Source organism: Pseudomonas sp. LBUM1668 (assembly GCF_059695715.1).
On record NZ_CP166787.1, the window covers coordinates 5630075 to 5654406 of the forward strand.

General features: G+C 60.1%; 22 protein-coding genes. 11 read left to right on the forward strand and 11 right to left on the reverse strand.

The genetic code is table 11. The features are described from left to right. Window positions 1-51 precede the first annotated feature (51 nt). On the forward strand, window positions 52-531 hold the full coding sequence (gene coaD / locus ACA061_RS25410; protein ID WP_150593581.1) for a pantetheine-phosphate adenylyltransferase: 480 nt from the start codon (window positions 52-54) through the stop codon (window positions 529-531). Between the two features lie 146 nt (window positions 532-677). After that, complete coding sequence (locus ACA061_RS25415; protein ID WP_003213796.1) at window positions 678-929, forward strand: YfhL family 4Fe-4S dicluster ferredoxin; 252 nt, start codon at window positions 678-680, stop codon at window positions 927-929. Window positions 930-1078: 149 nt separating this feature from the next. Here ACA061_RS25415 and ACA061_RS25420 read toward each other — a convergent pair whose 3' ends face one another. The 3 genes from ACA061_RS25420 to ACA061_RS25430 form a co-directional block, all read right to left on the reverse strand. Then, window positions 1079-1402 carry a multidrug transporter gene (locus ACA061_RS25420; protein WP_150617855.1) on the reverse strand — a complete coding sequence of 108 codons (324 nt, stop codon included), beginning with the start codon at window positions 1400-1402 and terminating at the stop codon, window positions 1079-1081. Between the two features lie 70 nt (window positions 1403-1472). Then, window positions 1473-2285, reverse strand: coding sequence for a bifunctional DNA-formamidopyrimidine glycosylase/DNA-(apurinic or apyrimidinic site) lyase (gene mutM, locus ACA061_RS25425; RefSeq protein ID WP_210553454.1), 813 nt, complete (start codon window positions 2283-2285; stop codon window positions 1473-1475). Between the two features lie 12 nt (window positions 2286-2297). Further along, the gene (locus ACA061_RS25430; protein WP_191626406.1) at window positions 2298-3110 is read right to left on the reverse strand and encodes an HDOD domain-containing protein; all 813 of its coding nucleotides are present in this window, start codon (window positions 3108-3110) and stop codon (window positions 2298-2300) included. Between the two features lie 228 nt (window positions 3111-3338). Here ACA061_RS25430 and ACA061_RS25435 point away from each other — a divergent pair, with 228 nt between their 5' ends. The 6 genes from ACA061_RS25435 (at window position 3339) to ilvD (ending at window position 11176) form a co-directional block, all read left to right on the forward strand. Further along, entirely contained in the window at window positions 3339-3878 is a 540-nt protein-coding gene (locus ACA061_RS25435; protein WP_150602003.1) for a type 1 glutamine amidotransferase domain-containing protein, read from the forward strand. A 267-nt stretch (window positions 3879-4145) separates the two neighbouring features. Next, window positions 4146-5342 carry a class I SAM-dependent rRNA methyltransferase gene (locus tag ACA061_RS25440; protein WP_150593576.1) on the forward strand — a complete coding sequence of 399 codons (1197 nt, stop codon included), beginning with the start codon at window positions 4146-4148 and terminating at the stop codon, window positions 5340-5342. Window positions 5343-5794: 452 nt separating this feature from the next. Further along, window positions 5795-6868 carry a SagB family peptide dehydrogenase gene (locus tag ACA061_RS25445; RefSeq protein WP_210553453.1) on the forward strand — a complete coding sequence of 358 codons (1074 nt, stop codon included), beginning with the start codon at window positions 5795-5797 and terminating at the stop codon, window positions 6866-6868. Then, window positions 6865-7842 (forward strand): diiron oxygenase, encoded by a 978-nt coding sequence (locus ACA061_RS25450; RefSeq protein WP_210553452.1) that lies wholly within the window; start codon window positions 6865-6867, stop codon window positions 7840-7842. Before ACA061_RS25445 ends, ACA061_RS25450 begins: the two co-directional genes overlap by 4 nt. Beyond that, entirely contained in the window at window positions 7835-9067 is a 1233-nt protein-coding gene (locus tag ACA061_RS25455) for an MFS transporter (RefSeq protein ID WP_497300247.1), read from the forward strand. The genes ACA061_RS25450 and ACA061_RS25455 overlap by 8 nt, the downstream gene beginning before the upstream one ends. Window positions 9068-9334: 267 nt before the next feature. Further along, window positions 9335-11176, forward strand: a complete 1842-nt coding sequence (gene ilvD, locus ACA061_RS25460) for a dihydroxy-acid dehydratase (RefSeq protein ID WP_497300248.1) — start codon at window positions 9335-9337, stop codon at window positions 11174-11176. A 190-nt stretch (window positions 11177-11366) separates the two neighbouring features. Here ilvD and ACA061_RS25465 read toward each other — a convergent pair whose 3' ends face one another. After that, the gene (locus ACA061_RS25465) at window positions 11367-12428 is read right to left on the reverse strand and encodes an HAD family hydrolase (RefSeq protein ID WP_210553449.1); all 1062 of its coding nucleotides are present in this window, start codon (window positions 12426-12428) and stop codon (window positions 11367-11369) included. Between the two features lie 242 nt (window positions 12429-12670). On the opposite strand from ACA061_RS25465, the gene ACA061_RS25470 reads away from it, so the two are divergent. Next, complete coding sequence (locus tag ACA061_RS25470) at window positions 12671-14062, forward strand: L-cystine transporter (RefSeq protein WP_210553448.1); 1392 nt, start codon at window positions 12671-12673, stop codon at window positions 14060-14062. Between the two features lie 90 nt (window positions 14063-14152). Here the strand turns inward: ACA061_RS25470 and ACA061_RS25475 are convergent, their stop codons facing one another. Continuing rightward, on the reverse strand, window positions 14153-14665 hold the full coding sequence (locus ACA061_RS25475) for a dihydrofolate reductase (protein ID WP_497300249.1): 513 nt from the start codon (window positions 14663-14665) through the stop codon (window positions 14153-14155). An 85-nt stretch (window positions 14666-14750) separates the two neighbouring features. Between ACA061_RS25475 and ACA061_RS25480 the strand changes: the two genes are divergently transcribed. Further along, window positions 14751-16118, forward strand: a complete 1368-nt coding sequence (locus ACA061_RS25480; RefSeq protein ID WP_497300250.1) for a DUF2868 domain-containing protein — start codon at window positions 14751-14753, stop codon at window positions 16116-16118. Continuing rightward, the gene (locus tag ACA061_RS25485; protein ID WP_150616773.1) at window positions 16111-17487 is read left to right on the forward strand and encodes a GTPase/DUF3482 domain-containing protein; all 1377 of its coding nucleotides are present in this window, start codon (window positions 16111-16113) and stop codon (window positions 17485-17487) included. The genes ACA061_RS25480 and ACA061_RS25485 overlap by 8 nt, the downstream gene beginning before the upstream one ends. Window positions 17488-17590: 103 nt before the next feature. On the opposite strand, the gene ACA061_RS25490 is transcribed toward ACA061_RS25485, so the two are convergent. The 6 genes from ACA061_RS25490 to ACA061_RS25515 form a co-directional block, all read right to left on the reverse strand. Then, window positions 17591-18148, reverse strand: coding sequence for a phosphonate degradation HD-domain oxygenase (locus tag ACA061_RS25490; protein WP_210553445.1), 558 nt, complete (start codon window positions 18146-18148; stop codon window positions 17591-17593). Next, complete coding sequence (locus ACA061_RS25495; RefSeq protein WP_497300251.1) at window positions 18148-19281, reverse strand: TIGR03364 family FAD-dependent oxidoreductase; 1134 nt, start codon at window positions 19279-19281, stop codon at window positions 18148-18150. The genes ACA061_RS25490 and ACA061_RS25495 overlap by 1 nt, the downstream gene beginning before the upstream one ends. A 118-nt stretch (window positions 19282-19399) precedes the next feature. Continuing rightward, a complete protein-coding gene (locus tag ACA061_RS25500; RefSeq protein ID WP_150593564.1) occupies window positions 19400-20425 on the reverse strand; it encodes a putative 2-aminoethylphosphonate ABC transporter substrate-binding protein in 1026 nt (341 codons plus the stop codon). 34 nt (window positions 20426-20459) lie between these two features. After that, the gene (locus ACA061_RS25505) at window positions 20460-22184 is read right to left on the reverse strand and encodes a putative 2-aminoethylphosphonate ABC transporter permease subunit (RefSeq protein WP_497300252.1); all 1725 of its coding nucleotides are present in this window, start codon (window positions 22182-22184) and stop codon (window positions 20460-20462) included. Beyond that, window positions 22184-23260 carry a putative 2-aminoethylphosphonate ABC transporter ATP-binding protein gene (locus ACA061_RS25510; protein WP_497300253.1) on the reverse strand — a complete coding sequence of 359 codons (1077 nt, stop codon included), beginning with the start codon at window positions 23258-23260 and terminating at the stop codon, window positions 22184-22186. Before ACA061_RS25510 ends, ACA061_RS25505 begins: the two co-directional genes overlap by 1 nt. A 193-nt stretch (window positions 23261-23453) precedes the next feature. Next, entirely contained in the window at window positions 23454-24317 is an 864-nt protein-coding gene (locus ACA061_RS25515) for a LysR family transcriptional regulator (RefSeq protein WP_150617037.1), read from the reverse strand. Between the last annotated feature and the right edge of the window lie 15 nt (window positions 24318-24332).

Sequence of the window (24332 nt, forward strand, 5' to 3'; positions counted from 1 at the left end):
ACGGCTGCGATACCATCCGACTCCCCAACGGACTCCCGCCAGGACGACGCGATGAACCGAGTGTTGTACCCAGGTACCTTCGACCCTATTACCAAGGGCCATGGCGATCTGGTCGAACGCGCCTCGCGCCTGTTCGATCACGTGATCATTGCGGTCGCCGCCAGCCCCAAGAAGAACCCGCTGTTCCCGCTGGAACAACGGGTAGAACTGGCTCGCGAGGTCACCAAACACCTGCCGAACGTGGAAGTGGTCGGTTTCGCGACGCTGCTGGCGCATTTCGCCAAAGAGCAGAACGCCAATGTCTTCCTGCGTGGTTTGCGGGCAGTGTCGGACTTCGAATACGAGTTCCAGCTGGCCAACATGAACCGCCAGTTGGCGCCGGATGTCGAGAGCCTGTTTCTCACCCCGTCCGAGCGTTACTCGTTCATTTCCTCGACGCTGGTGCGGGAAATCGCCGCGCTGGGCGGCGATATCAGCAAGTTCGTCCACCCGGCCGTGGCTGACGCCCTGACCCTACGCTTTAAAAAGTAGGAGCTGCCGAAGGCTGCGATCTTTTGATTTTGATTGCAGCCACATACAGCAGTTGATCGCACCCGCGTGCACTCCGGGCGCCAATGCGGCACAATTGCGCGCATTGGTTTATAGCGCCCGGGCCTGCCGCCCCGGCTGGAGTTAGCATGTCCCTGATCATCACCGACGATTGCATCAACTGCGACGTCTGCGAACCCGAGTGCCCGAACGCCGCCATTTCCCAAGGCGAAGAGATCTACGTGATTGACCCGAATCTGTGCACCCAGTGCGTCGGCCACTACGACGAACCGCAGTGCCAGCAGGTCTGCCCGGTGGATTGCATTCCGCTGGACGAAGCGCATCCGGAGACTGAAGAACAGTTGATGGAGAAGTACCGCCTGATCACTGGCAAGGCCTGATTTTTCAGCGCCTGTACCGACGCCATCGCGGGCAAGCCCGCTCCCACAGGGTTCTGTGGTGGAACACAAATTGTGTGAACACCAAAACCTTGTGGGAGCGGGCTTGCCCGCGATGAGGCCATCGGCAACACAGCAAAATCCGGATCAGCTCACTCGCGCTGCTCAAACCCTTCCCCGATACACCCCAGACACCGCACAAACGCCGCTCGCGCCGGATCAACCACCAACGCCTGCCCCGCATCGCCAATTCCGCCACCCAGCGCGGTAAACGGCAACGACACCACAAACGCTCCGGCACCGATCACCGTCGCCACCACCAGCAAAGGTCGGGCGATCAGCAAGTCGCCAAGCATGGCGTAGGCCGGTGGGTTCTGGATGGTGTAACGCGGATCACCGCTGCCGGTTTCCGTGGCCTGTACAGCCAGGCTGGAACACAGCAGCAGTGCGGCACAGAAGACTTGCAGGGATTTCATGGCACGATCCTTCGGGCTTGGCAGTGAGACAACTCACTATAGACCGTAGGATGTTTTCGAACGATTTGCCTCAGCTCTGACAGCGCGGGCAAAAGACGCTGGCGCGCTGGCCAAGCTTCACTTCGCGCAGACCGGTGCCGCAGACCTTGCAGTGTTCACCACCACGGCCATAGACAAACAGCTCCTGCTGGAAATACCCCGGTTGTCCGTCGCCACCGATGAAATCACGCAACGTGGTGCCGCCACGCTCGATGGCGGCGGCAAGGATGCGTTTGATCTCGATCGCCAGTTTCAGATAACGCCCCCGGGAAATGCCCCCGGCCTCACGACGCGGATCAATGCCCGCGGCGAACAGCGCTTCGGTCGCATAAATATTGCCGACCCCGACCACCACTGCGTTGTCCATGATGAACGGCTTGACCGCCATCGAGCGTCCGCGAGACAGCTTAAACAGCCGTTCGCCGTCGAACAGATCGGTCAACGGCTCCGGCCCGAGACGAATCAACAATTCGTGATTGAGCGGGTCGGAACTCCACAGCATCGCGCCGAAACGCCGTGGATCGGTGTAGCGCAGGGCCAGACCGGATTCCAGTTCGATATCGACATGCTCATGCTTGAGCGCCGGCAACCCGACTTCGACCAGGCGCAAATTACCCGACATGCCCAGATGGCTGATCAACGTGCCGACTTCGGCGTTGATCAGCAGATACTTGGCCCGCCGTTCCACCAGCACGATGCGCTGGCCCGACAGGCGCACATCGAGGTCTTCAGGGATCGGCCAGCGCAGCCGGCGGTCGCGCACGATCACTCGGCTGACGCGCTGGCCTTCCAGATGCGGAGCAATGCCCCGGCGGGTGGTTTCGACTTCCGGCAGTTCAGGCATGGCGTCCTCGAATCAATGCGCGCCTAAGTCGCGGATCGTTTGTTTGAGGGTTTCGAAGTCGTATTCCGACAGGCCGACGTAATCAAGCACCAGCGGGCCGACCGCGTTCCATTCGAAATCTTCGGTCTGGTTGCCCAGTACCCGATAGGACGCGCAGATGTGCTCGGCCATCTTGAGGATCGCCAACAGGTTCTTCAGTTGACTGTTGCGCGAGGACTCGTCGCTGAATATCGCCAGCGCGTTGTGGTGATTGGCGATTGCCGCACTGACGTGTTCCGGCAGGCGCCAGGACTTGGCCGTGTAGTAGCCGACCACGGCGTGGTTGGTGTTGAACTCGTTGTTTTCGGTGTCCACCACCCGGCATTCGGCGCTGGCATGGGCGTAGGCCTTTTCCAGAACCGACATGTAATTGGGAAAGCGCTGCAGCATCAACGGCACGCCGCAATCGTGGAACAGACCCAATGCGTAGGCTTCGTCGCCGGCCTGAGTGCCAATGCGCTTGGCCAGGGTCAGACACGTCATCGCCACATCCTGGGCGGTGTCCCAGAAACGGTTGAGCGTGACGATGGTGTCATCGTTCATCTCGCCCTTGATCGACTGCGCGTTGATCAGGTTGATGATCGAACGACTGCCCAACAGGTTCACCGCACGCTGGATCGAAGTGATCTTGTTGCTCAAACCGTAATACGGCGAGTTGACGATTTTCAGCAGCGAGCCGGACAAGCCCGGATCCTGGGCGATCAGCTTGGCGATCACCTCCAGGTCCGGGTCAGGCATGTACTGCTCCATTTGCAGATCCACCATGATCTGCGGCTGCGCGGGCACGCTGATGCCTTGCAAGGATTGTTGAATCTGTTCGGCGGTCAGCTCTTGGGACATAAGTACACACTCTGGGACAGGCGGCGATTCTAACCTCTAAAAACCGCAGGACGACACACCAGTGGGCAATTGTCAGGAACTTTCATTCAAGCGCCGGCTTCGGACTCTGTAATGCCCAACGGATCACTTCGATCCCACGGGGCGGCAAATTCCCACAGACTCAGGAGCTTATCGATGGCTACTCAACTCAACGGCAAGCGCGTCGCTTTTTTGGTAACCGATGGTTTCGAACAGGTTGAATTGACAGGTCCCAAGCAAGCGCTCGAACAGGCCGGCGCTCAGGTCGATATCCTCTCGGCCGAAGAAGGCACGGTCAAAGGCTGGAACCATGACAAACCGGCGGATGACTTCAAGGTCGACCAGACCTTCCAGGCCGCCAGCAGCGAGCAATATGACGCCATCGTATTGCCCGGCGGCGTACAGAACTCCGACACCATCCGCATCGACCAGGATGCCCAGCACCTGGTCAAGACAGGCACCTCGGCCGGCAAACCGATTGCGGTGATCTGCCATGGCGGATGGCTGTTGATTTCGGCGGGGTTGGTCAATGGCAAGACCATGACCAGCTACAAGACGCTCAAAGACGATCTGGTGAATGCCGGTGCCAACTGGGTCGATCAGGAAGTGGTCAGAGACGGCCACTTGATCAGCAGTCGTCAGCCGGATGATATTCCGGCGTTTAGTCGTGAGTTGATCGACGCGCTGTCGGCCTGATACTGGAGGGCTACAGGGGTTTCTGTGGTGAGGGGATTCATCCCCGATGGGCGGCGGCGCTGCCCTGAATCGACTTACAAGTTGTATCAGGGAACCGAGTTATCTGGTTTTGCGACTGCTGCGCAGCCGATCGGGGATAAATCCCCTCGCCACAGAAGGTCTCACTACCACAGCAGCCCGGATTGACTCCCAGGCCATATGTCCATTCGCGGGCCAATCACCGGGCCCAACACGCTATACTCCCGCTCTTTTTTCCGGAGCGACGTCATGTCCCTGCCTAGCCTGCGCCTCAAAGCCAATGCCGACCGTCGCCTGCGCAACGGCCACTTGTGGGTCTACAGCAACGAAATCGATGTGGCGGCCACGCCACTGCACGGCTTCAAAGCCGGCGATCAAGCGATCCTCGAAGCTGCCGGCGGCAAGCCGCTGGGCATCGTCGCGATGAGCCCGAACAACCTGATCTGCGCCCGTCTGGTGTCCCGCGACATCAAGGTGCAACTGGACAAATCCCTGCTGGTGCATCGCCTCAACGTAGCGCTGTCGCTGCGCGATCGCCTGTTCGACAAGCCGTTCTACCGTCTGGTGTACGGTGACTCCGACCTGCTGCCAGGTCTGGTCGTTGACCGTTTTGGCGACATCCTCGTGGTGCAGATCGCCTCGGCGACCATGGAAGCGCATAAAGATGACGTGATCGCCGCACTGACCCAAGTGCTCAAGCCAAGCGGCATTCTGTTCAAGAACGATTCCGCTGCGCGTGACGCCGAAGGCCTCAACCGCTACGTCGAAACCGTGTTCGGTCTGGTACCGGAATGGGTCGCACTGGAAGAGAACGGCGTGAAGTTCGAAGCGCCGGTCATTCAGGGGCAGAAAACCGGCTGGTTCTATGACCACCGCATGAACCGCGCACGCCTGGCGCCATACGCCAAAGGCAAACGTGTACTCGACCTCTATAGCTACATCGGTGGGTGGGGCGTGCAGGCTGCCGCATTCGGCGCCAGCGAAGTGTTCTGCGTCGATGCTTCGGCCTTCGCCCTTGATGGTGTCGAGCGCAACGCTGCACTGAACGGCTTTGCCGACAAGATGACCTGCATCGAAGGCGATGTCTTTGAAGCCTTGAAAGAACTGAAGGCCAGCGAAGAACGCTTCGACGTGATCGTGGCCGACCCGCCAGCGTTCATCAAACGCAAGAAAGACATGAAGAACGGCGAAGGTGCGTACCGTCGCCTGAACGAGCAAGCCATGCGCCTGCTCAACAAGGACGGCATCCTGGTCAGTGCTTCGTGCTCGATGCACCTGCCGGAAGACGATCTGCAGAACATCCTGCTTACCAGCGCCCGCCACCTGGATCGCAACATCCAGTTGCTGGAGCGCGGCGGTCAGGGCCCGGATCACCCGGTCCACCCGGCCATCGCCGAAACCCGCTACATCAAGAGCATCACCTGCCGCCTGCTGCCTAACAGCTGATCAATGCGGATGACGGGGAGCCTAATGGCTCCCCGTTTGCTTTACGCCTGAACCTGACGGCTTCTCAACGATTTTTTCCTTTGTTATCACGACTTCCTACACTGCCGTCCGATTGACGTGCAGGACGTTTCCTCACGTCTTTTAATTATTGAAACTTTCCCTACAAAGTTCATCACCTGCTAAAGATCGCTCCGACAAAAATACTGGAATATTCCTACTTAATATCCCCTTGCCAATAATCCATTACAAACTATTATGAAGTTGTCACCACGAGGTGACTTCAACTATCAATGAACAAGGAGTTCACATCATGAAAAACATTTCTCTGGAAACCAACAAAATCGCAAACCTGGCTTTTCTGGTTGCGCCTAAAGCCCGTTAAATAAGTCGGGACGCTGGGGAGCGCCGGTCCCTCGGCGTCCTTTCGACTTTATCCAGAGTAAATGAACCCTATGTATATCAATCCTTATTTATTTATATTGCCACGTTCACCCGGACAAATAGTCTGGAACTACAAAGATCACACCCAACATGTTCTTGATCTGAATTATACGTCACGCCTTGCCCAACTAATAAACGATCCCGAGTTGTTTGACACACACAACATCATAGACACACAACTATTAAACGCGGGCATTCTAACCGTTTCAAAAATAGACAACCTGCATTGGGGCTGGGATGAACTGTCGAAGATTTATCATATCGGCACGCAAAACATTCCCTGCGAATACACCCCACAGAATACTCAAGAGTGGTCCAGGCAATACCTGGCGCACTGCGACGAAGTGCTGGCCACCCCGTCGCCCGCCAAAAACCGTCCGCAACACGAGGTTGAGCAACATATCTGTTTGCCCGACCCGGACGAATTGAGCGACGACAGCCTGGCTAACGCGCTGCTCCAGCGAAAAACCTGTCGCTCCTTTACCGGTGCAGCGATGACGCTCAATAACGTCAGCACTTTGCTTTACCTGACTCTCGGTTACCTGCGCGAACGCGACACCGATCGGGATGACAGCATCGCCGAAGACCTTTGCGCACGGCGCAGCAGTCCCTCCGGCGGTGGCCTGAACGCATGCGAAGGTTTTCTGCTGGTGCAGAACGTCGACGACCTGTCGCCCGGGATTTATGCCTATCACCCGGACGAACACTCCATCAGTCGAGTCAATCCATTGCCGTCATCGGCACTGGGCCAGTTGCTCGGTGGCCAGCATTTCATCAACAACCTGCCGCTGGGATTGTTCATCACGGCGCGGTTTGATCGGCTTTGGTGGAAGTATGGGCACTCCCGCGCTTATCGCATGGCGTTCGTTGAGGCCGGTCACTTGTCACAAACCTTTCAACTGGTTGCCACGGCACTGGGCCTGAACACCTGGTTGACCGGCGCGTTTGCCGATGAGCAAGTCGAAACACACCTCAAACTTGAGGGAAGCGCTGAACAGCCAATATTCTTTGTCGGCTGCGGGGAAAGCGATGGACAGGCAATGTGCCAGGAAATGCGCGAACTGTTGCGCGAGGTCCAGGCATGACCGTCCTCAGCGCCGATCCGAGCGAAGCGCCGACGTCCTGGGCGCTCAAATTCACCTTGGGAGACTGGGACAGCCGAGCCTCGGTCCGCACCAGCACTCATGACTATCAGTTGCCGGACGATGTGCAGCAACAATTGGAAAGTCGTTACTGGTTTCCATCGGACTTCCTGCCCTACCTGTCGCATCCTGCCATTCAAGCAGCAGGGCGTGATGTTATGCATAGGCTGACGGCCAATCATCTGGTGCACTTTCTCGACTACACCACCCTGCTCGAACACCGCATCGTCAATCGTGCGGTAGAAGTCATCATCCACCGGGAACTGCCGGTTCATGTGCCTCAAGCAATGAAGCACGCCGCGCTGCAGCTCTATACCGACGAGGGCTATCACGCGCTGTTTTCCGATCGTCTCGCCGATCAGATCGCCGGGTTCTACGGGATCATCGAACGTCCGGCGATGCCAAAGCGGATTACGCGCATGAACGCCCTGGTCGCCCGTACTTCGGAGAAAAACCGCCCACTGGTCTGGTTTCTGCTCGGCTTCGTCTCGGAAACCATCATTGCCCGGGAGCTGCTGGATGTCTGTCGCAACAGTCTGGTGTCCAGCGTCAACGAGATGCTGCGCGATCATCTGGCCGACGAAGCCCGCCACAGCCGCTACTTCGCCGAAGTGTTCCATTACCTGTGGCTGACCTTGAACAATCGCCAGCGAACCTTCGCCTCCAGATCGCTGTTGGAGATCATCGGGATGTTCTTCGAAGCCGACGAGCGCTGGTTGCAACAGAGCCTGCGTGGAGCAGGCATCACCGACAGTGCCGTGACCGACATCATCGCCAGCGTAACGGCGCCGCAAGCCACTCGACTGCGCGCACGCTCAGGTGCCACCGCCACACTGGACGCACTGAAAAAAGCCGGTTTTTTTGCCTGGCCCACCAACCAGCAACGCTTCGCCAAGGCAGGTCTGATCGATGGATAACAGAGAATCAGTGGCAAACGCCAAACGACGCCGTGGCGCGGTCAGCCTTTTATTGGCAATGGTGCTGCTTGGCGTGTTTCCGCTGGATGTTGTGCTGCCTTCATTTCCGGCACTGGCGACGCACTTTCGCACCACACCGAGCGACATTGCGCTGTCGATCAGTCTGTTCGCCGTGGGAATCGCGTTTGCCCAGGTCTTGATCGGGCCACTGTCCGACGTGATCGGGCGCAAGGGCTTGCTGCTCGCGGGCATGATCGTGTCGATACTCGGCGCTCTTGGTTGCGTGATGACCAGCGATTACACGCTGTTTCTGATATTTCGGGTTGTGCAGGCAGTGGGGTGCGGCTGTTTCGTGCTGTCCCAAGCGCTGGTGCAGGATCTGTTCGCGGGAGAAGAGCGCGATCGCCTGCGCATCCTGATGGTCACTGCAGGCGGGATATTCATTTCAGTTTCACCGCTGGCCGGCACCTTTCTGCAGGCCACCCTTGGCTGGCGCGGCAGTTTCTGGGTATTTATTGCGCTATCGACAGTGGTACTCGTCAAAGCCTGGTTGCTTCTGGATAACACTCGTCCGGCCAGCAACGGCGAACGACTGGGTTTCATACAGTCTTACCAACGGGTGCTGGGGAGTTTCGAGTTCGTCAGCTACTGGCTGATATCAGCGTTTGCCTTCGCCTGCCACTTCTCGTTCATCGTTATTTCGCCGCTGATCTTCATGGATCAATTGCAACTTGCGCCTTATGACTTTTCGCTGATTCTGCTGATTTACGGTGTTGCCTATGTTGCCGGCGGCATCATCGCCTCCTTGCTGAGTCGACGCATCACGCCCGGCCGGCAGATCATTATCGGGCTGAGTCTGATCCTGTCGTCGGGGCTGCTGACGCTGTATCTGGCGACCAATCATGCGCTGACCCCGATGGCTGTGCTGATCCCAATGCTGATGTGTACCGCTGGCACTACCATCTCCCGGCCGGCCGCTACTTCTCGGGCCATGGGCCTGTTTCCCGATAACGCCGGCACCTCCGCCTCGGCCGGCAGCACCATCGTTTTCATTTGCGGCGGATTGATCAGCGCGCTGATAAGCCTCAGTCCTGCCAATCTGCAATTCACGCTGGGCTACAGTTTCGTGCTGCTCAGTTGCGTGGCACTGGCATTGAACAGAGGCATCAGCCGTCGAGCAAAAAACCTTCAGACCAGCGCGATCGTGCAGCCGGACAGCGATTAATCCTGCCGATCGTCACGCAACAGGCACCGTCGGCACTGCAACAACGCTTTGCGCCATTCCCTCCAGACGCCAGCGGTGTAGAATCGCCAGATTCATCGCCATTCATCCCCCGGCGGGTTTATGAGCTCAGGCTGAGGCAAGCGGCGATCCCGCAAAGTCATCGGCAACTTCAGGACACACGGCTATTTCTGAGTGTTCCAGACGTCAATAGAAGCTCTCTCCCCTTTTGCACCTGATTAGTAAGTGATTAGCCGCCCGGAGTGCTCCATGCCAGATTATCGTTCGAAAACATCCACCCACGGCCGCAACATGGCCGGCGCCCGCGCACTGTGGCGCGCCACCGGGATGAAAGATGACGACTTCAAAAAGCCGATCATCGCCATTGCCAACTCATTCACCCAGTTCGTACCGGGCCATGTGCACCTGAAGGATCTGGGCCAGTTGGTCGCCCGTGAAATCGAACGCGCCGGTGGCGTGGCCAAGGAATTCAACACCATCGCCGTGGACGACGGCATCGCCATGGGCCACGACGGCATGCTCTATTCGCTGCCGAGTCGCGAGATCATCGCCGACTCCGTCGAGTACATGGTCAACGCCCACTGCGCCGACGCCATCGTCTGCATCTCCAACTGCGACAAGATCACCCCGGGCATGTTGATGGCTGCCTTGCGCCTGAACATTCCGGTGATTTTCGTTTCCGGCGGGCCGATGGAAGCCGGCAAGACCAAACTCGCCTCCCACGGCCTCGACCTCGTCGATGCCATGGTCATCGCCGCCGACGCCAGCGCTTCTGACGAGAAAGTCGCTGAATACGAGCGCAGCGCCTGCCCTACCTGCGGCTCGTGCTCCGGCATGTTCACCGCCAACTCGATGAACTGCCTGACTGAAGCCCTTGGTCTTGCACTGCCGGGCAACGGTTCGACCCTCGCTACCCATAGCGACCGCGAACAACTGTTCCTGCAGGCCGGCCGCACCATCGTCGAGCTGTGCAAGCGCTACTACACAGAGGACGACGAGTCGGTATTGCCGCGTAACATCGCCAATTTCAAGGCGTTCGAGAACGCGATGATGCTCGACATCGCCATGGGCGGTTCGACCAACACCATCCTGCATTTGCTGGCTGCCGCGCAAGAAGCCGAAATCGCTTTCGACCTGCGTGACATTGATCGCCTGTCGCGCATCGTGCCGCAGCTGTGCAAAGTCGCGCCGAACATCCAGAAGTACCACATGGAAGATGTGCACCGTGCCGGCGGCATCTTCAGCATCCTCGGTTCGCTGGCCCGGGGCGGCCTGCTGCACACAGACCTGCCGACCGTGCACAGCCGCAGCATGGAAGAAGCCATCGCCAAGTGGGACATCACCCAGACCACCGATGAAGCCGTGCATCACTTCTTCAAGGCGGGCCCGGCGGGCATCCCGACCCAGACTGCATTCAGCCAGTCGACGCGTTGGGAAAGCCTCGATGACGACCGTGAAAACGGCTGCATCCGTAGCTTCGAGCACGCCTATTCGAAAGAAGGCGGCCTGGCCGTGCTCTACGGCAACATCGCGCTCGATGGCTGCGTGGTGAAAACCGCTGGCGTCGACGAGTCGATCCACGTCTTTGAAGGCAACGCGAAAATCTTCGAAAGCCAGGACAGCGCCGTACGCGGCATCCTCGCCGACGAAGTGAAGGAAGGCGACATCGTCATCATTCGCTACGAAGGCCCGAAAGGTGGCCCGGGCATGCAGGAAATGCTCTACCCGACTTCGTACCTGAAATCCAAAGGACTGGGCAAAGCGTGCGCCCTGCTTACCGACGGCCGTTTCTCCGGCGGTACTTCGGGTCTGTCCATCGGCCACGCTTCGCCAGAAGCCGCGGCAGGCGGTGCGATTGGCCTGGTGCAGGATGGCGACAAGGTGCTGATCGACATTCCAAATCGCTCGATCAACCTGTTGGTCAGCGATGAAGAACTGGCCGCACGCCGGGTCGAGCAGGACAAGAAAGGCTGGAAACCGGTGGAAATCCGTCCACGCAAAGTCACCACCGCCCTCAAGGCCTACGCCCTGCTGGCAACCAGTGCCGACAAAGGCGCTGTGCGTGACAAGGCGATGCTCGACGGGCTGTAAGCCTCGACAGCAAAAACAAAAATGCCCCGCCAAAGTGCGGGGCATTTTTTTGCCTGGCCGATTCAGTCGGTGACCATGACGGCCCCATCGCGGGCAAGCCCGCTCCCACAGGGATCTGTGTGATCACAAATTTGTGGTTCGCCCCGATACCTGTGGGAGCTGGCTTGCCAGCGATTGGAGCGACTCGGTATTACTGAATTTCCTCAGGCTTGACGATCACCCAGTTCTTGTCCGCCGTCACCGGCAATCCTTCCTTGGCCTGCGCCGCCGCATGCTTGGCCATCATGCCGTTGATTTGCGTCATGTACTTGTCCTTGCGGTTGATCCACAAGTGAATACCGCCCTTGGCCACGTCGACATCGTGGAACAGCATGTAGCCGTCGCTGGTGGGCGTGTCGCCGCCGACCAAAACCGGTTTTTTCCACTCATCGATGTAGGTCAGGATGGCTGCGTGCTTGCCGGCCATCCAGGTCGCCGGGGTCCACAGGTATGGGGTCAGTTCCAGACCAAGGTTGGCCTTCTCGTCGTATTTGCCCGCAGTGATTTGCTTACGCGCAGTGGTCAGCTCATTGGTTTCGCGGTTCTTCAGCAGCAGACTCACGCCGATGACGTTTTGCGGTTTGACGTTGTAGCCGTACTTGGGATCCGCCGCGACCATGCGTACCAGTTCTTCAGAGGCGGCGGTCATCACGTAGACCTCGATGCCGTTCTCCATCAGCTTGTTGTACAGCTCTTGCTGGCCGGTAAAGATCTTCGGCGGATTGACGTCGAGTTTCTTGACCACATCGCCTTCGTAATACGTGGCCGGCACCGGTTTGCCCGAAGCCATCAGCTCATCGACGTAGCCTTTGAGTTCCTTGAGGGTGAAGCCGGCGAACACCTGCGCCACCCACGGGTAGCAGACCATGTCGTCAACTTCGCAGAGACGATAGTAGTAACTGAACAGGCTTTCCTTGTGGTCGGCGGTGTCCTTGAACGGCATCAGTTTCAGGGAGGGGTCGAGTTTGTCGCGGGTGATCAGGCCCTTGTTTTCCATGAACGGCAACAAGGACTCTTCGAGGTCGTAGCGGTAACTGGTGTTGTCCATGTCGAACACCGCGTAGTTACCTTTGTTGGCGTTGGCCGCAATCATCGCGTCCAGCGCCTTGGCCTGATCGGCCGGCCAGTGTTTCAAGTCGGTAGCGAAGGCCTGAGTGGCCAGGCCCATCCCCACTGTCAGTGCGACAGCCAGAAATTTCGGTGCGAACTTCATCGGCGCTTTCTCCCTGATCTAAAAGCATCGACGCTAACAAATACGTGTGACAGTCCTCGTCTGTCAGCGACCGCCCCCGCCCCTGTTTGCGCCAAATGCATTGCTGTGAGCGACACACGCTTATTCCAAAAACGACGGACACCATACGTTTTCGGTATTAAATCATTAGTTTTCAAGCTGTTAGGCTTGCCGGTTCGCAGCAGCCCCGGAAGGCTGTTGGCAAAGACTTTCCTGGAGTTCTCATGAATCTACCGTTGATTCTCAACCTGCTGGTGTTCCTCGCCCTGCTCTTCGGTCTGGCGCAAACTCGCCACACTTCGTGGAGCCTGGCGAAAAAAGTCCTGCTCGCGCTGGCCCTCGGCGTGGCATTCGGCGTTGCGCTGCACAGCATTTACGGTGCCGGCAACCCGGTGCTGAAAGCTTCGATCGGCTGGTTCGATCTGGTCGGCAACGGCTACGTGCAGTTGCTGCAAATGATCGTCATCCCGCTGGTGTTCGCCTCGATCCTCAGCGCCGTGGCCCGCCTGCACAACGCGTCGTCGTTGGGCAAGATCAGCTTCCTGACCATCGGTACGCTGCTGTTCACCACCGCGATTGCGGCGCTGATCGGTATCGGCCTGACCAACCTGTTCGGCCTCACCGCCGAAGGTCTGGTCGCCGGCACGCAGGAAATGGCCCGTCTGCAAACCATTCAGACTGACTACGCCGGCAAGGTTGCCGACTTGAATGTGCCGCAACTGTTGCTGTCGTTCATCCCGCAGAACCCGTTCGCCGACCTGGCCCGGGCCAAGCCGACCTCGATCATCAGTGTGGTGATCTTCGCGGCGTTCCTCGGGGTTGCCGCGCTGCAACTGCTCAAGGATGACGTCGAAAAAGGTCAGAAAGTGATCAACGCCATCGACACCCTGCAAGCCTGGGTGATGCGTCTGGTGCGTCTGGTGATGAAGCTGACCCCGTACGGCGTGCTGGCGCTGATGACCAAAGTCGTCGCCGGTTCCAACCTGCAAGACATCATCAAGCTCGGCAGTTTCGTCGTGGTCTCGTACCTCGGCCTGGGCCTGATGTTTGTTGTGCACGGCTTGCTGGTGTCGGCGGCCGGGATCAACCCGCTGCGTTTTTTCCGCAAGATCTGGCCGGTGCTGACGTTCGCGTTCACCAGTCGCTCCAGTGCAGCGAGCATTCCGCTGAGCATCGAAGCGCAGACCCGTCGTCTGGGTATTCCGCAGTCTGTGGCGAGTTTTGCTGCTTCGTTCGGTGCGACTATCGGTCAAAACGGCTGCGCAGGTCTGTACCCGGCGATGTTGGCGGTGATGGTTGCACCGACTGTCGGCATCAACCCGCTGGATCCGCTGTGGATCGCCACGCTGGTAGCGATTGTGACTCTGAGTTCGGCCGGTGTGGCGGGCGTGGGTGGCGGCGCGACGTTTGCAGCGCTGATCGTGCTGCCGGCGATGGGTTTGCCGGTGTCTTTGGTGGCGCTGCTGATTTCGGTTGAGCCGCTGATCGACATGGGTCGTACGGCGTTGAACGTGAGTGGTTCGATCACGGCGGGTGCGATTACCAGCCAGGTGATGCAGCAGACGGATAAAGAACTGCTGGATGCGGATGAGCATGCGGAGTTGGCGCAGGCTTGATGTAAAGCAAGATCAAAAGATCGCAGGCTTCGCCAGCTCCTACAGGGGAAATGCGAACACCCTGTAGGAGCTGCCGCAGGCTGCGATCTTTTAGGCCCTCTCCCAAACCTCGAAGTTGTAAGCGGGCTTATCGCCCTCAGCCGGATTAACCACGTTCGACACCAGTTTCCACTGGTTCAAATCGAACTCCGGAAACCACGCATCGCCTTCCGGGCTCAGCGCCACACGGGTCAGGTACAGACGATCCGCCTGCGCCAGCCCTTGCGCATACAACTGCGCCCCGCCAATCAGCATCAGCTCATCGACGCCCTGCGCTTTCGCCCACTCTTCAGCGCGAACCACCGCCGCTTCCAGCGACGGATAAACCTCGGCACCTTCGAGCACCAGACCGGCCTGACGGCTGACCACGATGTTCAAGCGCCCCGGCAGCGGGCGACCGAGCGAGTCCCAGGTCTTGCGACCCATGATGATCGGCTTGCCCAAGGTCGTGGCCTTGAAGTATTTGAAGTCGCCCGGCAGGTGCCAGGGCATGCTGTTGTCGACGCCGATCACACGGTTTTCACCGAGGGCTGCGATCAGGCTGAGGGGGAGTGATTTAGTCATGCCGGCGAGGATACCAGAGCCTCGCTTACCCCGATAAGCGCCACAGCGGTTATGCTCTCGACTCAATTGAGCGACGGAATGGCGCGTGACAGAACTGACTCCACTGCAAAACCTCTGGCTGACTGAAACCGTGCGCCTGCGCGAAGAACACGCAGGCCCTCTGGATGATCTGGAAGCCAATCGCCTGGCCCGCGCGGCCGGTGGCGATCTGCCGAGCCGCATTCAACGCCGTGCGTTGTGGCTGGCCGAGCGTGACGGACTGACCGCAGCCCTCAAACACTGGCTGCAAGGCGCGCGTCTGGCGTTGGTGTTGCTGATGATACTGGCGATGTTGAGTGGCGCCGGTCTGGCGTTCGCCGCGCTGGGCCAGACGCCGGTCAATGTGTTCTGGGCCTTGGGCAGCCTGCTCGGGCTGAACCTGATTCTGCTTTTGAGCTGGGCGCTGGGGCTGATTTTTGCCGGCGAACACGGCGCCACCCTCGGACGACTGTGGTTGTGGCTGAGCGAAAAACTCGCCCGCGACGCCAAAGCCGCACAACTGGCGCCAGCCCTGCTGTTGATGCTGCAACGCAAAAAACTCAATCGCTGGGCGCTCGGTGCGCTGGTCAACGGTCTGTGGTTGCTGGTAATGCTCAGCGCGTTGGTTCTGCTGCTGACGCTGATGGCGACGCGGCGTTACGGCTTCGTCTGGGAAACAACCATTCTCAGCGCCGATACCTTCATTCACGTCACCCAAGCCCTCGGTCATCTGCCATCGTTGCTGGGGTTCAACGTGCCGACGGTGGACATGATCCGCGCCAGCGGCGACGGTGCTCTCGATATCGAAAGCGCTCGTCAGGCGTGGGCGACATGGCTGGTCGGCGTGCTGGTGGTCTATGGCGTGCTCCCGCGCCTGATGCTGGCGCTGTTGTGCTTCTGGCGCTGGAACAGCGGCAAAGCGGCACTGCGTCTGGATCTGCCCGGCTACGCCCAACTGCGCGAACGCCTGATGCCTAGCAGCGAACGCCTCGGCGTCAACGATCCGGAGCCGGCGCAGATGCATCGCGTCGAAAGCGGCGTCAGCGAACACGCCAGCGAAGGTGCGTTGCTGGTCGCGATCGAACTCGACGAGCAGCGCCCATGGCCACCCGCGCTGCCGAAAAAAGTCAGCAACGCCGGCATTCTCGACAGCCGCGAGTCGCGGCACAAACTCCTCGAACAACTCAGCCGTTTTCCACCGGCGCGGCTGGCCATCGCCTGCGATCCACAGCGCTCGCCGGACCGCGGCAGCCTCGCGCTGATTGCCGAACTGGCGCGCAGCGCTGGCGCAACTCGCGTGTGGCTACTGCAACCGCCGCCCGGTGCAGCGCTGGATGCCGAACGTCTCGGCGACTGGCACATCGCGCTGCAACAGCTTGAGCTGGAGTTTGCCGACAGCGCACCGCTGAACTGGCTGGAGACCGGACATGACTGACGCCCGCAAAGCCCCGCTGAAACTGGCAGTGGTCGGCCACACCAACGTCGGCAAGACGTCGCTGTTACGCACGCTGACCCGCGATGTCGGCTTCGGCGAAGTCTCGCACCGGCCAAGCACCACGCGGCATGTCGAAGGCGCGCGGTTGTCGGTGGACGGCGAGCCGTTGCTCGACCTCTACGACACACCGGGGCTGGAAGACGCCATCGCCCTGCTGGATTTTCTCGAACGCCTGGAACGCCCCGGCGAACGCCTTGATGGCCCGGCGCGGCTGGCGCGATTTCTCGACGGCAGCGAGGCACGCCAGCGCTTCGAGCAAGAAGCCAAGGTGCTGCGACAACTGCTCGCCTCGGATGCCGGTTTGTATGTGATCGACGCTCGTGAACCGGTGTTGGCCAAATATCGCGATGAGCTGGAAGTGCTGGCCAGTTGCGGCAAGCCGCTGCTGCCGGTACTGAATTTCGTCAGCAGTGCCAACCATCGCGAGCCGGATTGGCGCGAGGCGTTGGCGCGACTGGGCCTGCATGCGCTGGTGCGTTTCGACAGCGTCGCGCCGCCGGAGGATGGCGAGCGGCGGTTGTATGAAAGCCTCGCGCTGCTGCTGGAAAATGCGCGGCCACAACTGGAACGCTTGATCGCCGATCAACAGGCTCAGCGTCTCGCACGCCAGCAAAGTGCCGCACGACTGATCGCAGAATTGCTGATCGACTGCGCCGCGTGCCGACGCAGCGTAGTCAGTGAAGCCGAGCAGGAACAGCAAGCCATCAGCGAACTGCGCAAGGCTGTGCGTCAACGCGAACAGAAGTGTGTTGAGGCGTTGCTCAAGCTGTACGCGTTTCGCCCGCAGGATGCGGCGGCCAGTGATTTGCCGTTGCTGGACGGGCGCTGGGGCGATGACCTGTTCAATCCGGAGACCTTAAAGCAGCTCGGTGTACGGGTTGGCGGCGGTATCGCTGCCGGCGCGGCGGCGGGTGCCGGGGTGGATTTGCTGGTCGGCGGGATTACCCTCGGGGCCGCAGCGCTGGCCGGTGCGATTGCCGGCGGTGCGCTGCAAACGGCGCGCAGTTATGGCAGTCGCTTGCTCGGCAAGATCAAAGGGCAACGGGAATTGACCGTGGATGACGGGGTGCTGCGGTTGTTGGCGTTGCGACAGCGGCAATTGCTGCTGGCACTTGATCAGCGCGGGCACGCGGCGATGGACGCGGTTCAGGTGGCCACACCGCAGGACAAGACTTGGCGCGAGGGCAAGTTGCCCGAGGCGCTAAGCAAGGCGCGGGCGCATCCGCAGTGGTCATCGCTCAATCCGCACGCGAAGTTGAATCAGGGGGAAAGGCAGGAGCAGATTGAGTCTCTGGCTGTAGATTTGTAGCGCTTGATCTGGCGCCATCGCGAGCAGGCTCACTCCTACAATGGATCGCGCTCATCTTGTAGGAGTGAGCCTGCTCGCGATAGCCGCAACTCAGTCTAGAGACTCAAATTGTCAGCAGCCGCGCCGCTTTCTCCTTCAATACATCCAAATCAATCACCGCCACCGCCCTCTCCTTGGCCAACTCATCCCACTGGCGCATGCGCAAACTCACCGCGCACAACGGATCCCGTTCAAATACCTCAGCTTCGGCCTCGGTCATCACCCCGCCCTGATACTCCAGCGTGCGCCGACTCGCTTCACTCAACCGATCGAAATACCCGGGCTCGCGCAACGTCAGGTAACGCTTGGCCTGCACGTGATATTCCACCAGCCGCGCCATGCGTTCGCTGAATCCGGCCTCACGCAAATAATCCGCCCCGAGCCGTTCATGGCTGACCACGCCATAACCGCCCATGTTCTCCGCGCCCTCGGCACACAAATGGCCGATGTCATGAAAGAACGCCGCCAGCACCACTTCGTCGTCGAAGCCCTCGGCGATAGCCAGTTCGGCCGCCTGGGACATGTGCTCGATCTGCGACACCGGTTCGCCGATGTAATCACGTGTGCCGAAGCGTTCATACAACCCGAACACCCTCGCCACGATTTGCTCATGACCTGCCATCAAACTTCCTCCAGCAATTGCGCCACATTGCGTTCGGCCATTGCCGGACCAACGCTCATACCGACGCCGGTGTGCATCAACGCCACACTCAAACCCGGTGCCGGGCGCAAGAACGAAAACGGCCCCGGCCCCCGAGAACCATAGACGCCCTGCCAGCGCTCGACCACTTGCACCTTGCAACCCAGGGTCTGTTCGGCCAGCTCAAGCATCCAGGTGTCGACTTGTTCGGCGTTGAACGGTGATGGGTCGCTGCCGTAATGGTGCGAGTCGCCGATGATCAACTCGCCATACGGCGTCGGGCTGATCAGCAGGTGGATGCCGTTTTCGTGCAGGTGCGGTTGCTCACGCAAAATCTGCGCTTGTACCGCCGCCGCTTCCGGCAGATCGGCGAAGGCGCCGTAGTGCACGCAGCTCAGGCCGGTGAGCAAGGCGTGTTGCAGATTCAACTCGACTTGCGGTTTGGCGCGAAGCATTTGCAGGCGACAGATTTGCGGGTCGAGCGCGGCAATCGGCTCGGCCAGCAATGTCTGATAATCGTGACCGGAGCAGACGATGATCTGCTTGGCAGTGAACGCGCCGGCCGTGCTTTGCAGGCGTCCGGGCTCGACATCGCGCACCAGCGTGGAGAATTGGAATTCGACACCGAGGTCGCGACGCAGATAGTCGATCAGCGCCGGAATGGCTTCGCGCGAGTACAGCTGTTGATCGTCCATCCCGTGTAACGCGGCGCGGTGGTGGCTGAACTGGCCGTTGTACAGATCGCGCAATGCGGCGCCGCGCAGCAAGTCGACGTTGTAACCGTGTTCAACGGCGCGGCGGCTGCAAAAGGCTTCGAGCAGATGCTCTTCGGCTTCGTTGCGGGCGAACAGGTACGAGCCGTTACGCTTGATTTGTAGCCCGGCGAGTTGTGCCCAATCGCCCCAGATGTCGCGGCTTGCCTTGGCCAATTCGAGCATTTGGCCGGGCGGTTGGCCGGTGACCAATGCCTGGCCGAAATTGCGCACCGACGCGCCGAGTGGCGTGGCGGTGCGTTCGAATACGGCGACCTTGAGACCGCGTTTGGCGGCGGCGTAGGCATGTGAGAGGCCGAGGATGCCGGCGCCGACGATCAGCAGGTCTTTGTGTTGTGTCATCTGGATATTTCCCTGAATTCAGAACCGCTATCGCGAGCAGGCTCACTCCTACAATTGGAATGCGTTCCCATGTAGGAGTGAGCCTGCTCGCGATGAGGCCCTGTCAGATTGCGAAGATTTACTTGGCGGCGACTTTCTCGGACTTGCCGTCATAGCGCTTGCGCCACTCGGTCAGGATTTCGTCGCGGTTCTTCGAGGCCCAGGCGAAGTCGTTCTTGATCAGACGCTGCTCGTAGTCGGCTGGCAATTCGGTCTGCGGCTTGGCGATGCCCGGCTGCGCGAGGACGGCGAAGTTCTCTTTGTACAAGTCCATCGCCTCGGCGCTGGCGGAGAAGTCGGCGAGTTTCTTCGCGGCCTCTTCATGCGGCGTGCCTTTGATCACGGCGGTCGCTTCGATCTCCCAGCCCAGACCTTCCTTCGGCAGGATGATGTCAAGCGGCGCGCCCTGACGCTTCAACTGAACCGCCGGGTATTCAAAGGAAATGCCGATCGGGAATTCGCCGGCCGCGGCCAGTTTGCATGGCTTGGAACCGGAGTGAACGTACTGGCCGATGTTCTGATGCAGGCCATCCATGTAGGCCCAGCCCTGTTTCTCGCCGAAGGTTTGCAGCCAGGCGCTGACGTCGAGGAAACCTGTGCCGGACGAGGCCGGGTTAGGCATGACGATCTTGCCTTTGTACTCCGGCTTGGTCAGATCCTGCCAGCTCACTGGCTTGGTCAGACCCTGCTTTTCGGCTTCGATCGTGTTGAAGCAAATGGTCGCGGCCCAGACGTCCATGCCGACCCAGGCTGGCGGGTTGGCGGCGTCGCGGTAGTTCGCGCCGATCTTGCCCAGATCCTTTGGCGCGTAGCTTTGCAGCATGCCTTGCTGATCGAGAATCGCCAGGCTGGACGCCGCCAGCCCCCATACGGCGTCAGCCTGCGGGCGAGCCTTTTCAGCCAGCAGTTTGGCGGTGATGATCCCGGTGGAATCGCGCACCCACTTGATCTCGACGTCCGGGTTGGCTTTTTCGAAGGCTTCTTTGTAGGTCTTCAGCTGTTCGGCTTCGAGGGCGGTGTACACCGTCAACTCGGTTTTTGCCGCGAAGGCATTCAGGCTGAAAGTAGCGAGCACAGCAGCGGCCAGGGCCATAGGCTTGAACATGATCGGTATCCTGTCTTTGAGTTGAGGGTGTAAGTCAGTGACCGGGCGCGGTTTGCCGCCAGGCCTGGGAGCGGCGCAACAAGCCGCGCGAAGCCCACGCCAGCAGCAAGGACACGCCCGCCGAGGTGAACAGAATCAGGGTCGACATCGCCGCCGCGCCGCCGACGTTGCCGGCGTCATCCATGTTCAGCACCGCCACCGCTGCGAGGATGGTGTCGGGGCTGTAGAGGAAGATCGCGGCGGACACGGTGGTCATCGCCGAGACGAACAGGTAGCGCACGATGTCCAGCAACGCCGGCAGGCAGATCGGCACGGTCACGCGCAGGTAATGCCGGTACAGCGGCGCCTTGAGCGACAGCGCGGCGGCTTCGAACTCGGCGTCGAGTTGGCGCAGCGCGGTGGTCGCGGTCATTTGTGCGGTGGTCAAATAGTGAGCGATGGTGCAGACGATCAGCAGCGTCATCGTCCCGTAGAGCACGTGCAGTGGATTGCCGGTCAGGTTGAAAAAGAAGACGTAACCCAGACCGAGCACCAGCCCCGGCACCGCCATCGGGATGAAACTCAGCATGCGCAACGCCAGGTTGAGGCCGCGCTGAGTGCGGGTCTTCTCCATCAGATAAGCGCCGGTGAAGATCAGCACGCTGCCGATCAGCGCCGTGCCCAACGCCATCTTCAAGCTGTTGCTGTAGGCCAGCCAGCCACCGCCGGCCGTCTCGTTGAACTGGTAGTGATTGAGCGACAGCGACAGGTTGTACGGCCAGAACTTCACCAACGAGGAGAACACCGCCATGCCGAACACCAGCAGCAACGCCGCGCTGATCAACAGGACAATCGCCAGATAGCAGCTATCGCGCAGTTTCGACGGTGCCGGTTTGAACACCTGAGCGCGACCGCTCATGGAGTCGCCGTGACGGCGGCGCAGCCAGGCATCAACCCCGAAGCTGAACAGCGCCGGCAGCAACAGCACCATGCCGATCAACGCGCCACGACCGAATTGCTGCTGGCCGACTACCGCTTTGTAAGCTTCCAGAGCCAGCACTTGATAGTCACCACCCACCACCACCGGCACACCGAAGTCGGTGATGGTCAAAGTGAACACCAGACAGAACGCGGCGAACACAGCCTGACGCGTCGCCGGCCAGGTGATGCTGCGAAAGGCTTTGGCGGGACTGGCGCCCATGCTCGACGCGGCATCGAACAAGCGCGCATCGGCCAGCGACAATGCCGAGAGCAGAATCATCAGCGCATGGGGAAAGGTGTAAATCACCTCACCCAGCACAATTCCCCAGAACCCGTAAATGTTGTCCGAGAGCAGCCCGCGCAACATGCCTTGGTTGCCGAACAGATAAACCAGCGCAATGCCCGGCAACATCGACGGCGCCATCAGCGGCAGCAGGGAAATCCCGCGCCAGATGCCCTTCGCCGGAATCAATGTGCGTTGCAGTGCGTAGGCAAACAGGTAGGCCAGCGGTACGACGATGGCCGCAACACTGAGGGAAACTTTCAGGCTATTGCCGAGCAGCCAGTGGAAATTCTCGCTGGTCACCAATTCCTTCGCCGCGACCCAACCACCGCCCTGCCCGGCCTCGCCGCTGAAACCACGCCAGAAGATCGCGAGCAACGGCAGCAACACCGCAACGCCGAGCAATACCAGCAACAGAACTTTGCCGCCGACGACAAAAATGTGGTCGCCGATCTCGGCTTTCGAGGACTGTCGCACCTGCTTGTGCGGTAGCGGCAGCGCGAGGTTGCTGTTCATCAGGCAAACACCTGCAGGCTGCGCGGCGGCAAGGCGACCATGATCTGCTGGGCGCCGAGGCGCGGCATGGCTTCCGGCGCCAGTTCGGCGAGCAGTGCGTGGCCCGGCAATTGATCGAGTTCGAAACTCATGCGGCAACGATTGCCGAGGAAGGTGATCTCGCGGACTTTCGCCGGGAACAGGTTTTCTTCATGCACCAGCGGATTGACGTTGATCGCTTCCGGGCGGCAGAACAAACGGCCCGACGCACACTGGACGCTGCCGTCGCTCAGGCGCAGGTTCATGCCGCCGACCTGGGCGTGGCTTTCGCTGCTGCGCTGGAAGGGCAGCCAGTTGCCCTGACCGACAAACTCGGCCACGAACGGCGTGGCCGGGCGGTTGTAGATTTCCTGCGGGGTGGCGTACTGCTCGACACGACCGTTGTTCATCACCGCGATGCGATCGGCCATCAGCATGGCTTCGTCCTGATGGTGGGTGACCATCAGGGTGGTGATGCCGAGGTTGCGTTGCAGTTGGCGCAGCTCGGTGCACAGATGCTCGCGGACTCGGGCATCGAGGGCCGACATCGGCTCATCGAGCAGCAGCAACGACGGCGCCGGAGCCAAGGCTCGAGCGAGCGCAACGCGCTGTTGCTGACCGCCGGACAATTGACCGGGGTACTTTTTCTCACTGCCGATGAGGCCGACCAGCTCCAGCATCTGACCGACGCGACGGCGTACTTCCTCGCGACCACTGCCGGCGAGGCCGTAGGCAATGTTCGCCTCGACAGTCAGGTTGGGGAACAGCGCGTAGGACTGGAACAGAATCCCGTAGTCGCGAGCTTGCGGGGCGAGGTGCGAGACGTCGCGGTCACCGAGATAGAGTTCGCCGCTGTCCTGCTTCTCCAGACCGGCGATGCAGCGCAGCAACGTGGTCTTGCCGCAGCCCGAGGGGCCGAGCAGACACACCAGCTCACCGGCGGCGACGTCGAGGGAGACGTTATCCAGCGCGGTGAACGCGCCGAAGCGCTTCTGCACGCTGCGCACTTTCATCGGTGCACCGGGGTTGGTCAGGGCAGTTGCAATGGCAGGATTCATGGACAGACCTCATCAAGCAGATGAGGCCAATCCTAGGGTTGTAATGCGTCCGTCATGTGGCAGTGAGGCAAAAACGGCCGATAGTGGTATTCGGGGATTTTGGTTGAAAGTCAAAAGATCGCGGCCTTCGGCAGCTCCTACATTGGAATGCGTCCCCCTGTAGGAGCTGCCGAAGGCTGCGATCTTTTGATCTTCAGGCCGGGGACATCTCTTGCGCCAACCCGAGAAACGCCGCCGGCAACCGCGCGCCCTTCCTCTCCTTCAGGCAATACAGGTACTCAGGAATCTGCGGCGCATTCTCGATGGTCAGCACGCGCAACTGCGGGTCATGCGGTACTTCCTGCCGGGCAATGATGCTGATGCCGATGTTGCGCAGCACCGCCTCGCGAATCGACTCACGACTGCCAATCTCCAGCAACGGCCCGAAACTCACCCCGGCACCGGCCAGCAATTCTTCAGTCAGCCGCCGTGTGGTCGAGCCGGACTCACGCATCAGCAAGGTATGTCCGGCCAGTGCGCTCAGCGCCACATGCTCATGCACCGCCAATGGATGATTGCGATGCACCGCCAATACCAGCGGGTCAGTACCGAGCACCCGACGAATCAGCCGCGCGTCATCGAGCAACTGCGAGGACGCCGCGATATCCACGCGGTAATCCTCCAGCGCTTCGAGCACTTGCTGCGAGTTGCCGATTTCCACCGACACTTCCACCTGCGGCAGACGCTCGCGAAAAGTCTTCACCAGATCGAGGATGTAATACGGCGCGGTCGCCGCGATGCGCAGTGTGCCCTGCACCTGGCCGCTGTTGCGCAGGAAGAACTCAATGTCCGCCTCTTGCTGCAACAGCGTCTTGACCATCGGCAGCAACCGCGCGCCTTCATCGCTGACGCTCAAACGCCGACCGCCACGGTAGAACAGCTCCACCGAATACTGGCTTTCCAGATTGCGGATCTGCGTGGTCACGGTCGGTTGGCTGAGGCCGAGCTTTTTCGCTGCCAGCGTAATGCTGCCCAAGCGGGCCACCATGTAAAACGCCTTCAGCTCGGCACTTAGCACAACCATCCCTCATCG